This is a genomic window from Pontibacter litorisediminis (genome assembly GCF_029360645.1).
Lineage (GTDB): Bacteria > Bacteroidota > Bacteroidia > Cytophagales > Hymenobacteraceae > Pontibacter > Pontibacter litorisediminis.
Genome location: NZ_JARDUA010000001.1, coordinates 1,137,483 through 1,151,911, shown reverse-complemented (window position 1 = coordinate 1,151,911; position 14,429 = coordinate 1,137,483). Strand labels below are relative to the sequence as shown.

The 14,429-nt window shown below is 51.4% G+C and carries 13 protein-coding genes; 3 read left to right on the top strand and 10 right to left on the bottom strand.

From position 1 onward, the window contains the following. Nucleotides 1-93 precede the first annotated feature (93 nt). Nucleotides 94-936, top strand: coding sequence for a 1,4-dihydroxy-2-naphthoyl-CoA synthase (locus tag PXG97_RS04940; protein ID WP_276496606.1), 843 nt, complete (start codon nucleotides 94-96; stop codon nucleotides 934-936). Nucleotides 937-1,149: 213 nt separating this feature from the next. Here PXG97_RS04940 and PXG97_RS04935 read toward each other — a convergent pair whose 3' ends face one another. Together PXG97_RS04935 and PXG97_RS04930 are read right to left on the bottom strand one after the other, a co-directional pair. Further along, on the bottom strand, nucleotides 1,150-2,292 hold the full coding sequence (locus tag PXG97_RS04935) for a DEAD/DEAH box helicase (RefSeq protein WP_276496605.1): 1,143 nt from the start codon (nucleotides 2,290-2,292) through the stop codon (nucleotides 1,150-1,152). Nucleotides 2,293-2,655: 363 nt separating this feature from the next. Continuing rightward, nucleotides 2,656-3,597 (bottom strand): DUF5996 family protein, encoded by a 942-nt coding sequence (locus PXG97_RS04930; RefSeq protein ID WP_276496604.1) that lies wholly within the window; start codon nucleotides 3,595-3,597, stop codon nucleotides 2,656-2,658. A 182-nt stretch (nucleotides 3,598-3,779) separates the two neighbouring features. On the opposite strand from PXG97_RS04930, the gene ppk1 reads away from it, so the two are divergent. Next, the gene (ppk1, locus tag PXG97_RS04925; protein WP_276496603.1) at nucleotides 3,780-5,879 is read left to right on the top strand and encodes a polyphosphate kinase 1; all 2,100 of its coding nucleotides are present in this window, start codon (nucleotides 3,780-3,782) and stop codon (nucleotides 5,877-5,879) included. 128 nt (nucleotides 5,880-6,007) lie between these two features. On the opposite strand, the gene PXG97_RS04920 is transcribed toward ppk1, so the two are convergent. Both PXG97_RS04920 and PXG97_RS04915 read right to left on the bottom strand, forming a co-directional pair. After that, the gene (locus tag PXG97_RS04920; RefSeq protein WP_276496602.1) at nucleotides 6,008-6,910 is read right to left on the bottom strand and encodes a Ppx/GppA phosphatase family protein; all 903 of its coding nucleotides are present in this window, start codon (nucleotides 6,908-6,910) and stop codon (nucleotides 6,008-6,010) included. Nucleotides 6,911-7,883: 973 nt separating this feature from the next. Continuing rightward, nucleotides 7,884-9,242, bottom strand: a complete 1,359-nt coding sequence (locus PXG97_RS04915; RefSeq protein ID WP_276496601.1) for a M23 family metallopeptidase — start codon at nucleotides 9,240-9,242, stop codon at nucleotides 7,884-7,886. Nucleotides 9,243-9,432: 190 nt separating this feature from the next. Here PXG97_RS04915 and PXG97_RS04910 point away from each other — a divergent pair, with 190 nt between their 5' ends. Then, nucleotides 9,433-10,263 carry a murein L,D-transpeptidase catalytic domain family protein gene (locus tag PXG97_RS04910; protein ID WP_276496600.1) on the top strand — a complete coding sequence of 277 codons (831 nt, stop codon included), beginning with the start codon at nucleotides 9,433-9,435 and terminating at the stop codon, nucleotides 10,261-10,263. Here the strand turns inward: PXG97_RS04910 and PXG97_RS04905 are convergent. The 6 genes from PXG97_RS04905 to PXG97_RS04880 all read right to left on the bottom strand — a co-directional run bounded on the left by PXG97_RS04905 (nucleotide 10,250) and on the right by PXG97_RS04880 (nucleotide 14,423). Further along, nucleotides 10,250-10,816 carry a thioredoxin family protein gene (locus PXG97_RS04905; RefSeq protein WP_276496599.1) on the bottom strand — a complete coding sequence of 189 codons (567 nt, stop codon included), beginning with the start codon at nucleotides 10,814-10,816 and terminating at the stop codon, nucleotides 10,250-10,252. The two genes, PXG97_RS04910 and PXG97_RS04905, sit on opposite strands and share 14 nt — an antisense overlap. Nucleotides 10,817-11,049: 233 nt before the next feature. Continuing rightward, nucleotides 11,050-11,937 (bottom strand): dienelactone hydrolase family protein, encoded by an 888-nt coding sequence (locus tag PXG97_RS04900; protein WP_276496598.1) that lies wholly within the window; start codon nucleotides 11,935-11,937, stop codon nucleotides 11,050-11,052. 178 nt (nucleotides 11,938-12,115) lie between these two features. Next, complete coding sequence (gene arr / locus PXG97_RS04895) at nucleotides 12,116-12,568, bottom strand: NAD(+)--rifampin ADP-ribosyltransferase (RefSeq protein WP_276496597.1); 453 nt, start codon at nucleotides 12,566-12,568, stop codon at nucleotides 12,116-12,118. Nucleotides 12,569-12,778: 210 nt separating this feature from the next. After that, nucleotides 12,779-13,336, bottom strand: coding sequence for a GNAT family N-acetyltransferase (locus tag PXG97_RS04890; RefSeq protein WP_276496596.1), 558 nt, complete (start codon nucleotides 13,334-13,336; stop codon nucleotides 12,779-12,781). A gap of 136 nt (nucleotides 13,337-13,472) precedes the next feature. Next, the gene (locus PXG97_RS04885) at nucleotides 13,473-13,787 is read right to left on the bottom strand and encodes a hypothetical protein (protein ID WP_276496595.1); all 315 of its coding nucleotides are present in this window, start codon (nucleotides 13,785-13,787) and stop codon (nucleotides 13,473-13,475) included. A gap of 129 nt (nucleotides 13,788-13,916) precedes the next feature. After that, entirely contained in the window at nucleotides 13,917-14,423 is a 507-nt protein-coding gene (locus PXG97_RS04880; protein ID WP_276496594.1) for a hypothetical protein, read from the bottom strand. Nucleotides 14,424-14,429: the final 6 nt, after the last annotated feature.

The following is a 14,429-nucleotide window of genomic DNA, read 5'->3' as shown; positions in this document are numbered from 1 at the left end:
ATGTATAGCCTCAGCCATGCCTGATCCACCAAATCACCCGCTGCATTGGCACTAAAGTACGAAAAGCCGTATTTTTACAAAAAATCTGAAGATATGAGCAAAGCAAACTGGGTAACAGTAAAAGAATACGAAGATATCACCTATAAGAAATCGGGAGGGGTGGCCCGTATCGCCTTTAACAGGCCAAACGTACGCAATGCCTTCCGTCCTAAAACGGTGGCGGAGCTTTTTGAGGCTTTCCTGGATGCCCGCGAGGACACGTCTATTGGCGTGGTGCTGCTTTCTGCCGAAGGACCCTCGACTAAAGACGGCGTTTACTCTTTCTGCAGCGGCGGCGACCAAAACGCGCGTGGTTTTCAGGGTTATGTAGATGAGGCCGGCATGCCGCGCCTGAACATCCTGGAGGTGCAGCGCCTGATTCGCTTTATGCCGAAAGTGGTGATCGCCGTTGTGCCGGGTTGGGCAGTAGGTGGTGGCCATAGCTTGCACGTGGTTTGCGACCTGACGCTGGCCAGCAAGGAGCACGCGATCTTTAAGCAGACGGATGCCGATGTAACGAGCTTCGACGGGGGCTACGGCTCGGCTTACCTGGCCAAAATGGTGGGGCAGAAGCGCGCCCGCGAGATCTTCTTCCTGGGCCGTAACTACTCCGCGCAGGATGCTTACGACATGGGCATGGTGAACGCCGTGATTCCGCACGACGAGCTGGAGGATACTGCCTACCAGTGGGCACAGGAGATTCTGGCAAAGTCGCCTACCTCCATCAAGATGCTGAAGTTTGCCTTTAACCTGACGGACGACGGCATGGTAGGGCAGCAGGTATTTGCCGGAGAGGCCACCCGACTGGCTTATATGACAGAGGAGGCCAAAGAAGGCCGCAATGCGTTCCTGGAAAAGCGCAAGCCGGATTTCTCGGACATCAAGTGGATTCCGTAGCAGGAAAAACAAGTATAAAAAAGAACAGGCAAGCCGAAAAGCTTGCCTGTTCTTTTTTATACTTGTTTACCAGTTAAATAGGGCATTGTTTCACTTTGAAAGGATCTTGTGGGCGAGCATGACAGACGAAGATCATGCGCCACTACTCCTTGCAACCAGGTTCCTTCCGGAACCAAGAAGTATAAACTTGCCTTTTGGCTTACGTTTGCCTGCTTAAAATCCCGCCAGGTCAATCTCGTCTGTTGGCGACAGGGGAACGCGCTTGCCCATCTTTTTCTGAATCACCTTAAAGTGATGCTCCTCCTCCGGCGAGATTAGCGAAATAGCTTCTCCGGAGGCTTCTGCACGTCCAGTGCGGCCAATACGATGCACATAGTCCTTGGGTGAGCGCGGCAGTTCGTAATTGATGACGTGTGGTAGGAATTTTATGTCGATGCCGCGGGAGGCCAAGTCGGTGGCCACCAATACGCGCAGCTTACCGGCCTTGAACTGGCGCAGCGCCTCCGTTCTGGCTCCCTGGCTTTTGTCGCCGTGGAAAGCGGCTGCCTCAATGCCATTCTTCACCAGCTTTGCCGCCACGTTGTTGGCCGTCCGGATAGAGGAGGCAAACACCAGTACTTGCTGCATATCCCCCTGCTTGATGAGGTAGCGCAGCAGCGGTCCTTTACGCTCTGCGGCTACCTGGTAAGCTGTTTGGTTGATCAGCTCCGGCACCACGGCCTCTTCCTCAATCTTGATTTTTATAGGGTTGTGCAGCATGTCGGCCACTATAAATGCGACCTCCTCGTGCAGCGTGGCTGAGAAAAGGACATTTTGGCGTTTGGCTGGCAACAGCGAGAAGATCTTCTCTACTTCCTCCTTAAAACCCAGGTTCAGCATTTTATCGGCCTCATCCAACACCAGCAGCTTTACTTCTGATAGCTGTACCGCCTTGTGCTCCACCAGGTCGAGCAGCCGGCCCGGCGTGGCGATGAGCACATCTGTACCATGTAGCTTCATCATCTGCGGGTTAATGGAAACACCGCCAAACACGGCCATCGACTTTACCTGACGTGGTAACTCCTTGGCAAAGGAGCGCAGCACCTCATCTACCTGTATGGCCAACTCCCGCGTGGGCACCAGCACCAGCACGGGTACCGCTCTGTTCTGGCTCGGTGAGGCACGCTGCAGCTTCTCCAGGATTGGCAGCACATAACTGGCCGTTTTACCGGAACCGGTTTGCGCCAGCCCAAGGATGTCGCGGCCCTGCAGCATGGCCGGAATGGCTTCCTGCTGGATAGGGTAAGGACTAGTGTACTGCTGGGCTTCTGTGGCTTTGATTAGCGGAGCTGATAAGCCAAGGGATGAAAAAGACATTTGTTGCTTTGTAAGAAGGTGATATCCTTAGTGCAAAGGTACTGTTTAAACTTTAGAAACTACCGGACCTGCGTCTCTAGTGTGGCCAATAGGTTTTCTTTTAGTTAATCCTTCCAGCTATACCTTATGGCCTGCCCTAAAAAGTATAAGTAAAGCCTAGGTTATAGGAAGGCCAGGAGCTTGGCCTCTGGTTGGTGAGGAGCAGGCAGCAGCCAAATAAAACTAAAGCAACTTAGCCTGACTTGTACGATTGTCTCTTAGCCCTACCTGTTGCTACCAAAAGGGATGCTTTCATCCCTGCACTCAGGAAAAGCAGCTTCAGGAGGAGGATGCGGGCTATACTTTTATACTTGTAGCAAAGCGTTATAACTTGCTCAGTGGCTTTACCTCCAGCTCGTGTATAGGCCACTTTGCCAGCTTTGCCCCCGCCTGATACACGCTTTCCAAAAAGTTGAGCAGGGCCTGGCGTGGGTTGTCTAGCAGGCGCAACTCCTCATAGTTCAGCACCGCCATGGGGCTCCCGTTGGAGTCTACCCAGCTGGCCTGCTCCGGTTGCAGTGGCTCCTTGTCCAGGCCATCAGGCGAAGGGTACGCATAGGCGTAAAAGGCTGGAAACCGCACCTGGTCATCACCTGGCCAGAATCCGAAGCTGATCACCTCATGCGAGTAGGCGTCTTTCTCTACCACACTGGCTTCCGGCTTTACCGGCACCTGTTTGCCCGAGAACCGGGTAACAGTCAGGTCGAGGTGGTGCCAGTACAGGTGTACAGGACAGGTCTTGCCATAAAAGCGGCCGCTGAACTCCTTCAGCACCTGGTCTACAGTTACCAGCACCCGCCAATACCGGTGCACCTGCTCCGGGTTGTAGGTGGCATGGGAATGGTCTTGTGCAAACGGTACGGTGCTCTTGTTGTCGTAGGGTTTTGCCAGCAACTCCACCTGCACACCTAACACCTCCAGCGCCTTCATTACCTGCGTATAAAATACAGCCACGCTCAGGCCATCCTGCAGCGCAATGCTTTCGGTGGCGCCGGTACTGGTGCGCAGGTGCAACTGGTGGTCTATAAAGTCGAACGCACACTCCATCGTGAAGAACCTGTAGGGCATAGGGCCTGTGGTCAAGCCACGGCTGTTCACGTACAGTGTCACGTTCCACCAGTGGTTGCGGCGGGGCATCAGCTTTAACCTGATTTTACCGACAACCTGCAGGTACAGGTGCAGCGTATCCTTGGTGCTTTCCCAGTCTTCCAGCGGCAGCGGCGGAAACTCGTCCAAAACAGGAGGGGTGGCAGAGGTTGTGATCATGGCGTTTATAGTTGTTTGCCTTCCTTGTACGTGGGCCTTTGGTGTAGGGTACGACCGGAAACCGGCCGCCAAACAAAAAACAGGAGCAATATGAAGGATAACCTATACTTTATCCTTATATTTTGGAGTTATGAGTACAATAGGCTCCTGCCGCTGCAGGAAGCCGGAAAAAGAAAGGAAACATGCTTATCAGTAAGGTCTCTGACCAGATAAAGAAAAGTAAATACATTAGCCGCGACCTGAGTTGGTTGCGCTTTAACTACCGTGTGCTGGACCAGGCCCGCGATGCCAACAAGAGCGTCTTCGACAGGCTCAAGTTCATGGCCATTACCTCGTCTAACCTGGATGAGTTCTTTATGATCCGGGTAGGCAGCTTGTATAACTACATCGACTACGGCAAGGAGCGTCTGGACTATTCCGGACTGCGCGAACTCCCGTTCCGCAAGAAGCTGCTCGACTATGCCCATCGTTTTGTAAACGACCAGTACCTGACGTTCAATAACGAGCTCAAACCGCTGTTTAGCAAAAGCGGCTTCGATATTCTGAAGGTGAGCGAGCTGACGGAGATAGAGCAGAAGAAAGCGGATTCATACTTTAAAAACACCATCTACCCGTTGCTTACGCCCATGGTGTTCGATAATTACCACGGCTTCCCGCTGCTGATGAACCAGTTGCTGACTTTTGGCGTGGTAACCCGCACCACCGACGAGGGCAAGCCGCAGGACCGTGTAACGTTTGTGCAGATTCCGCAGAACCTGGCCCGCTTTTATGAGATCAACCGCAAAGACAAAATCATCTTTGTGCCGATTGAGGATATCGTGCGCTGGAAGATAAAGAAGCTGTTCCGCAACGTGGAGATCGTTTCCGTGAACCTGTTCCGCATTACGCGTAACGGCGACTTTACCCTAGAGGAATCGGATGACCTGGAGGCGGACTTTGTGCAGGAGATAAAGACGAAGCTGAAGACGCGCAAGAAGGGCCGTGTGGTGCGCCTGGAGGTGGAGCGAAACCCGTCGCAGTTCATGATGAAGATCCTGAAGGAGCGCTGGACGATCGACAACGCCAATGTGTTTACAATCAACAGCCTGATAGACCTGCGCGGCCTGTGGCAGATCATTAACCACCGCCAGTTTAAGGACAAGGGCTTTAGGCAGCCTGCCCCGATAACGCCCCTCAGCCTGCCAGGCGAGGGAGTGGACATGTTCGAGTACCTGAAGGAGCACGATGTGCTGCTGCACCACCCTTACAATAACATGGAGCCGGTGGTGAACCTGCTGGAGCGCGCCGCCGAGGATCCTTCGGTGCTGGGTATCAAGCAAACCATTTACCGCCTCGCCGACCAAAGCCGCATCACTGCGGCCCTGCTGAAGGCTGCCGAGAACGGCAAGCACGTGTCGGTGCTGTTTGAGGTGAAGGCTCGCTTTGACGAGGAGCGAAACCTGCGCGAGGGGGAGCGCCTGGAGAAAGCTGGCTGCTTCGTGATTTACGGCATCAGCAAGTATAAAACGCACACCAAGATGATGATGATCATCCGGAAGGAAGGGGAGAAGGTGACGCGCTATGTACATATCGGCAGTGGCAACTATAACGAGCAGACGGCCAGGCTCTACTCCGATATCAGCCTGCTGACCACAAACGAGATCTATGCCCACGACGTGTCAGAGTTCTTCAATGTAATTACAGGCCACTCGCGCCCGAACGAGTACAAATACCTGATGACATCTCCAAAAGGCATGCGCAACCAACTGATGGAGCTGATCCGGCACGAGGCGCGCAACGCAAAAAAAGGCCTGAAGAGCGGCATTGTGGTGAAGATAAACTCGCTGGAGGACAGGGAGATCATTGATGAACTGTACAAGGCATCGAAGGCTGGCGTGCCTATAAAGCTGATTGTGCGTGGTATCTGCTGCCTGCGCCCAGGCCGGGAGGACCTGAGCGAGAACATCACCGTGAAAAGTATCGTGGGCGAGTACCTGGAGCACTCCAGGCTCTACTACTTCCACAACAACGGCGACCCGAAAGTATACAGCGGCAGCGCCGACATGATGGTGCGCAGCTTCGACCGTCGTATCGAGGCGCTCTTCCTGATCACCAATGCAGAGCTGAAGCGGGAGGCGATCAACATTCTGTACTTTAACCTGCTGGATAACTATAACTCCTACATCATGCGCGAAGACGGCACGTACGTAAAGCGCCGCCCTGGTGCCAGCGAGGAGGTAATAGACATACATAAACTGTTCTACAACAAAGCCTGCGCTGCCGAACAGGTGGAGCTGGTTTGATTTGGTTAGCAGCGATCGGTTAACCTTTACCAGTAAGAGTTATACTCTAATAAAAACGTAAAACCGGCTGCAGTATACTTCATCAGAAGTGGCTGCAGCCGGTTTTTGTATTGATAACTGATAAATGACTAGCTGATGCTGGTGATGACGAAGCGTTCCGGGTGGTAACGCTCGTAGAGGGCGTGCAGCATACCGTCTTTCAGGCCGACGGCGGGCACAATCATACTTTCCAGCTTGGCCCACTTCATGGCCGAGAGGTATATTTCGGAGGCAGGCACAATCACGTCGGCACGGTCGGGGTTCAGGAGCAGGTCCGTAATGCGCTGCTCCATGCTGAGACTGGCAATGTAAGTGGCCACTTCCTCGATCTGCTTACGGTAAATAGGCTTGCCTGGTGTTTTACCGGCTATCTCAAAAATCTTGTTGATGTTGCCACCCGTACCTATGGCCCGCGAGAGGCTGTACTTTTTAGCGTTTGCCTCTATCCAAAGGCGCATCTGGTTCCAGAGTTCCTCAGAGTCGCGGCCGTGCATGTGCCGTATAGAGCCCTGCTCGAACGACTGCGAAGCTACCTTCTCCCGGTTCACGTAAATATTAAACTCGGTGCTGCCCCCGCCCACATCTATATGCAGGTAGTTGCGCTGCTCATCCAGGAAATTGTAGATTACCTTGTTGATAAGCTCTGCCTCCGACTCACCGTCTATCACCTGTATATCCATGTCTAACTCCTGCTTTACACGCTCAACAATTTCGGGAGCGTTGTAGGCATTGCGCATAGCGGAGGTGGCGCAGATCATGTAATGGTCTACGTCATGCACGTCGATCAGCAGTTGGAAAGCCTGGAGCAGCTTTACGAATTTCCCAATCTTCGGATCGCTGATGTAGCCGGTGTTGAACACATCTTCGCCAAAGCGTATGGCATAGCGTACGTACTCCACTTTCTTAAAGAACACTCTCCCGCTCTGGTTCAGCACGCTGGAGATCTGGCATCTCACCGCGTTCGATCCGATGTCAATGGCAGCTAACTTCAAAGGCAATAGGGGTTTAGTTTACGTCTGTAGTGTAAATATAGGAATTATCAGGCACTGTGTGGGTATGGATGGGAAGAAAGTGATGGGTTATGTTTTTCTGAGGAATAGCTCTGGTTGTGCCTCTTCCGCGCTGGCGCGGGTTTGCAACCCGTGCCGTGTTATACTCTCGGATCTGTAATTCGAGTGGCTTAAAAAATCATACTTGCTTTGGTTATAATTTATACTTCTGCTGACTTTCTCTGGCGCAAGCGTCCGCTTGTGCCGTTATACTTTGGTCGCTGTCTTTTCCCCCTGCTGGTGCGGGTTTGCAACCCGTGCCTTTCTACAACCTCGGATTTGAAATCCGAGTGGCTTGAAAAGCCATACTTTATACTTTGGCTATAATTCCCTATTGCAACTGCTTCCTGCAATCCGAACCAAGCTGTCCTTACTAGCTGCTGTTCATCCCTGGCTTTACAACCTGCTCGTCTCACCTCTGGCTTTGGCTCTCTCCAGGCCGGGAGGCCTCGTCCTCGGGCATCGCGCTGTGTTCCCTCCTGCGCCAGGGCGCTGCCGCTCACGCGGCACCGGATCTCACAAGGCGCTCAACCCAAGGACTGGGAACAGTTCGATAGCCTCGGCATTCTGTATTGTTCCCTTTGGAAGGTAGCAGGAGGATGATAATCGTTCACTGATTCCCCTCCTCTGGACTAGCCAAAACGCGAGTTTTGAGCTAACGAGCGTAGCTCTGAGGGGTGGTTTATGCTTTTGTTGACGCTACTCTAGCAGCTATGAAATTCATGCTTTAGCAGCAGCAATGACAGGCTCCCCTTCTTAGTCAAGGAGGGGTAGGGGTGGTTGGACCCGGTACTGCTGATTTTCCCTACTTAACCGTGCTTATCCCTCCAAACCTGCTTTTAGTGCGGAACTGTTCCGACCCAAGAGGTTCTAAACAACAGGAACTGCAAAAGAAGAGAAAGCGCACCAGCAGCGCCTACTTCGCACTCACTGTCAGCTGCGCATTGATCCAGCCTAACTCCCCGGCTCCATTCTGTACCAGGACAAACCCCTGATAGCTGCCAAGTACAGCAATACTGGTACCGGCAGGCAAGCTGGCTTTAGCTGCGGCCAGAGGGTGTGCCTGGTCCAGCAGGTTCGTATCAGAGGCTAGCTTTTCATACTTTACCGGTTTGGTGGTGGGCTCCACTACACTGCTGGCAATGTAAGCCTCATTGCCATTGGGCAAGGCTACGCGATACCAACTGGAGGCGCCGCCGGTCACCTGTAGGGGCGTGTGCTGTGGCAATGAGCGGTAAATACCTGACTTAGTGTTTGGCTGCAGCCGCACGTTAGCGTTCCGGCTGCTTACCCGCACCCAATGGCCCACCAATTCACCGTTTATCTTTACAGCAGGCACCGAAGCAGCAGATTGGTGCACGTAAGGGTACGGGTTTGTAGCGCCCTGGCCGTAGCGGTAAATGCCAAAATGCAGGTGCGGGGCGGTGGTGCGGGCATTGCCGGTGTTGCCGATCAACCCCAATGTGTCGCCTGCTTTTACGCGCTGTCCCTCCAGCACCAGCTGGCTGTCTAGGTGGGCATAGTATAAACTTTGCCTGCGGTTAAGGTCGGTGAGCCAGACAACCTTACCCCCACGGGGTGTGGAGGTAACCTGGCGCACAACCCCGTCGGTAGCGGCAACGGCAGGTGTGCCACGTTTGGCAAACACATCAATGCCCTCGTGGCTGCGCGCACCGGCATCGCGCGGATCGCCCCAGATGCTGGCAATGTTCCGGCTGCTTTTGCCCGTCACCGGAAAAGCAAGTGTAGGCTCTGCTTGTATCGTAATAGTGTACTGCCCGCTGCGCAACAGTTCCGGCTGCACCCGTAGTAGGTATGGCTGGTCCTCTTTCACCTCGTAGGCAAAGGCAGTGGCACTGGTATCAGCGGCGGCAACATGACTGGGCTTACCATCTTCAGTTTCAAACAAATCCATAAACACCTGCAGCTGCTCCCGTGCCTGCACCTCCAGGTTCACGACCAGGCGCTGGCCACGCTGGGCGGGTATGCGGTAGCCTAAGGCACGCGGTTTGTCGGCTGCAAAGTAACCCGTTTCCTTAAAAGGCAGGGTAACGGTGATCGAGTCCTGCAGGGCCTGTTCGCTAGCCTGCAGCCACTGCTGGCCCAGGGCAGTCTCGTGCAGGTTAGCATCTTTCAGTTTTGCGGCATATTGCTCGTGGGGTGTCTGGCTCTTAAACACGCCGCGCAAAGTTTGCTGTTGGCTACAGCTGGCCAGCAGCAGAAGTATAAAAACGAATAAAAGTAAGCTGGTACAGCGGTTCTGTTTTATTGGCATAAATGATGTGTTTCTCAGGACTCTTTTAACACCAAACAAGGCAAAAATGGTGCCTCTATACTGTAAAAGCATTGAGTTTTGGGAAGATGATGCTCTTGTTTTACAGTAGTTTATGCTTTGTAGCAAGCCCTTTGTCCTAAACCGTGTCAGCTCCTGCCCGTAAAATCAGAAAGTATAAAATTATGGAGAGATGAGAAAGCCGAGATGGAGATACATGCGCCGTAAACTGAGCCGCAAGCTTTTGCCGCTCTTTGCGCCGCTCATACTAACGCCTCTGGCCACCCCGGTAAACCAGGGTGCTGCCACGCCAAACATCAATGCTGCCACCCTAAAGCGTAAGATGACAAACATCAAGCTGATGCGCTTTAACCAGGTGGCCTTTAACCTCTACAGTAACATGGGGTTGCAGGAGACGGGGCTACGGTTCGAGGTCTTTAACAAGGCCCTTACCGGCTACTTTAACATGCGCCACAACAATGAGGTGTCGGGTAAGCCCTACATCACCATCATAGATTTTACGAAGTCATCGAACGAGAAGCGACTATGGGTGGTGGATGTGGAGAAAAAGGAGCTGGTGTATAACACTTATGTGTCGCATGGCCGCAACTCAGGAAACGAGTTCGCCACGGAGTTCTCTAACGACAACAAGTCGTTTATGAGCAGTATTGGGTTTTACGTGACGGAGAGCACCTACCATGGCAAACACGGCCTGTCGCTAAAACTGAACGGGCTCGATGACGGCTTTAATACCAACGCGAAGGAGCGCTATATTGTGATGCACGGGGCTGAGTACGCTTCCGAGGCCTTTATCAAACAGGCAGGCAGACTGGGCCGCAGCCTTGGTTGCCCTGCCATCCCCATGGAAGACCACGAAGAGATTATAGGTACGGTGAAGGGTGGTACTGCCATGTACATTCACGCAGCCGACGATGCCTACACCTCGCATTACCTGGACCATGTGACAGCGATGACCGAGCTAGTGAACGAGAAGAAGCTGGAGGTGCCGCCTACGCAGGGCTAAGCGTTCGCCACTTTATGCCGCACCCTATACCGGGCTGCTGCTGCTCGGAAACCGGTTGCCCGGTGAGCAGAGCGTCCAGTGCCTGGCTCAGGTCGCTGCCTGTAACGGGAACGCCGCTTTTCGGCCGCGAGCCGTCAAACTGCCCGTGGTAGGCCAGGTGCATGCTGCCATCGTAAACATAGAACTCGGGGGTGCACTCGGCGTGGTAGGTGCGGGCTACCTGCTGGGTCTGGTCGTAGAGGTAGGGGAAGGGAAACTGCATGTCTTTGGCTAGCTCCTTCATCTGCTGCGGGCCGTCCTGCGGCGATAGGGTGGCATCGTTGGCATTGATAGCGACAAAGCTCACGCCTTGATTTTTGTAGGCATCCGCTAGCTGCACCAGCTCAGGCAAAATGTGCCTCACGTAAGGGCAATGGTTGCAGATAAACATTACCACAGTGGCCTTGGTAGAGACCACATCCTGCAGCGTCACGATCTGATCAGAAACCGTATCTAAAAGGGCGAAGTTATAGGCCCGGGAGCCAAGGGCGATCTGGGTGCTTTGCTGTGCCATAGTTTTGGGTTTTAAAGGTGGATCTGCGGCGCCTTCTGCTACCGTGCTATGGTACTAATATAAGCTTTTGCCAAGAGATAACAAACAGGAGGAAAGCAGATTAGGGTGGCCGTAAAGTATAGCCGGGCCTTGCTTTATAAGCTGAATGCAAAACGCCCCGGCTGGTATTGTCTTATGTATACCAGCCGGGGCGTTTCTTTTGGGTAAAGTATAAAGTCTGCTGCAACAGCAGGTTACTGTAGTTTCTCCTTAAAGAAATCAACAGTGCGGCTCCAGGCCAATGCTGCTGCCTCCTCGTCGTAGCGCGGGGTGGTATCGTTATGGAAGCCGTGGTTGGTGTTAGGGTATAGATAGGCTGTATATTCCTTTCCATGCTCCTTCAGTGCTTTTTCATATTCTGGCCAGCCAGCATTTACGCGCTCATCGTGCTCGGCATAGTGCAGCAGCAGCGGAGCCTGTATTTTCGGAACATCCTCGGTAGGTGCCTGGCCTCCGTAAAACGGAACGGCAGCCGCCAGGCCGGGAATACGCACGGCCATCATGTTGGAGATCCACCCGCCGAAGCAGAAACCCACCACGCCTACCTTTCCGTTGCAGTTTTTGGAATCTCTCAGGTAATCGTAAGCGGCTATGAAATCTTCCAGCATCTCATTTCTGTCGCGCTTGCTCTGCAGCTCGCGGCCAGCATCGTCGTTGCCGGGGTAGCCGCCCAGCGGTGTGAGGGCATCCGGAGCAATGGAGATAAAGCCAGCCAGGGCGGCTCTCCGGGCCACATCCTCGATGTGCGGGTTAAGCCCCCGGTTTTCATGCACCACCACAATGCCGCCCAATTTCTTCTTACCGCTTGCAGGCATCGACAGCAGCGCCTTTATCTTACCGCCACCTTTCGGCGACTGGTAATAGATGTACTCTGACTTGATGCGGGGATTACCTGCCTCCACCTGAATAGCACCCTGGTAATCAGGCATCAGGAAACTCATCAGGGCGCTCACGGTAAGGCCACCTACGGCATAAACGGAGAGCTTCTGCACAAAATCGCGCCTGTTGATGCGGCTGTGCGCGTAGTCATCGTACAGGGCAAATACTTCCTGCTTGATGTCTGATTTTTTGATTTTGTCCATGGAGATTTAGTTTGGAGGGGATTGCTGAAACATTTACTGGTTTGATGCTCAGGTAAGTTACGAAGATAAAAGCAGCTAAGAGCATAAACTGTTTTACTTTTTGCTCTTAGCTGCATTCCTAGTTCCTGTTCTTTTACAGGGTGATATGGGATATTGCTAAAGGCCCGCTATAACCCTATCAATCCTCTGTTGCCTCAATACCCTGTTCTTTGAGTTTTGCCAACCCGGCTTTCATCGCCTCTACCTGCTCTGCTGCGTGGCCTTGCCAGTTGGTTACCTCGCCAACAACCCTGCATGGGCTCTTGGAGCGGAAAGACATGGTAGGATTACCTGGGAACTTTTTATTTGTAAGATTGGGATCATCCTCGATGGGGCCGGTTGGCTCTACCAGATAAATTCTCTCTCGTCCTTCGCCTAAGGCAAGTTCGGCACCCCAGATGGCAGCATCCAGGGTGGCTGTCAGATAAAGGTATTTCGCGCTACGGTTTTTCCCATAGTTTGAGCTGCGCCCTGCTTCTACAAAGTCGCCGATCCTGAGGTCGGCTTTTGTCCCATGAAAGAATGTCTGTGCGAAGGGGCTTGGTCTGCCTACACTCAAACTGCTCTCGCTTCTGTTCGTTTCTGATGCCATTTTATAGAATTTAGGGTAAAGCTTTAGGTGTGAAATTCAATTCAATGGCCGGTGACCGGGCTGGGGCTAGCTTGGTGGTGCTACTACAGGACTACCTTTTCAGCAAAGAATCTAAGTATAGCTCTGTAAGTTTATTCATTCGAAGTACTTTACCCGCCGTTATACCAAGCGCTGTTTGGCGCAACGTGTAGTACTGTAGTTGCTTGCTAGTTAATCTTTTATCTGAAGATGTTCCATACTCTTCCCCATCAAAACCTTCTTTCCGGCAGGTTTGAATCCCATTTTTAAGTATAGCTTTTTTGCAGAAGGATTTTCTTCATCTACGAGTAAGCCTAACGTCAGTTGATGGTGAACTACATACTTATTTATCAAAAACTGTAGCACCTTAGAGCCGACACCTTTCCCCTGTTGATGCGGGGCTACTCCTAAGGCATCAATGTAAAATTCTCCTGGTTGCGTTTCATCTTCGGGGTTAAAATCCCTGCCAAGTTTAGATCTTAAATAGTGTATTACAGGCTCCCGCAACTCCTTCAATTTTGCACCGTCGTAAAGATTAACAGCGGCAATAAGCTCATTCTCATCCTCAGCAACCAAACAATTTTGATAGGAGTATTGGTTATTCTCTTTTTCTATGAAATAGCATAAAAAGTCCTTTGCTTTTGAGTAATCCTGAACACCAATAAATTTATAAACAATATCCTCCATTGCTAGCAACAAATAGGTAGCAATAAATGGTGAGTCTTCTAAGGTTGCTTTTCTAAGCAGCATGGATCAAAGCTTGGTTGTTGATGATATACTTAACTACTAGCAACGGCTTGTATAAAAGGCGAACGAGGCGTAGCCGAAGTATGGCTTTTATACCTTGTTGGCGGTGGGTTTTTATTTTATAGGCTTATACTACACTTTAATGTTTCGATGGGAAAAGAGCTATTCCTGTAATCGGTAGTCCAATCACATTAATCAGGTAACCACCGAACAAAAATACACCAGCTCCTATCACACATTTGGGGTCATCGGGTCCGAAGTTATACATGAGTCCTTTTGCTGAAAGGTAAGTCGCAAGTATAGGAACAACAAAACCTAACAAGGAGCAGCCTAAAATAGCCAAGCCAAACTTTACTCGCCCTATTTTATTCTTTTTCCTGCCGATTGCTATCAAGATAATGACAGGAAGCATGATTAAGAGAAACGGCAATATTATTCCGAGTAAAAGCCCCATTATCTCTATTTTATTTTCTTTTCAATCTTTTGCGCATTCTATAGTTTAAATGTACGCCAACGGATTGTGTAGAAGGCGGATGAGGCGTAGCCGAAGTATGGCTTATACGCCGGGTTAGCAACCGTTCTTTTACTCAATTTCAAGATAGTATTGAGGAGGTACAGGAGGCGCCCATTGTTCTATTTTAGCCTTTATCTTATTAGATTCAATTTCGTCCTTTACTAAACCACCGACGTTCAACTGCTTTGGGTCTATTAAGCTTCTTCCAACGAATACTCTGTTCCACCCTTCGCTCTCTAGTTTATTTCTAACTCCATGCACCCAGTCCTCCAGTTTTAGAATAAATCTTCCGTCCTCAGACTTTAACCACTTCAAATCATCCTTTACTTCCCTTAGCTCCTCAATGCAACTTTCAAAGAGTCCACTATCCCGTTGTTTTATTTCCCTGTTTATAAACTCCTTTAGTTGATTGAATGCTTGATTAGTATTAAGTTCAGTCCTTAGAATCGGATTGTTTTCATACTCCTTGTCCATCTCAATTATTTCATCCACTAGCCAGTCCGAAAGAGACTTCTTGACTAATTCGACCGTGAACAAAATCGTATTTGATCTTATTGACTCTAATCTGTGATGCATGTGATT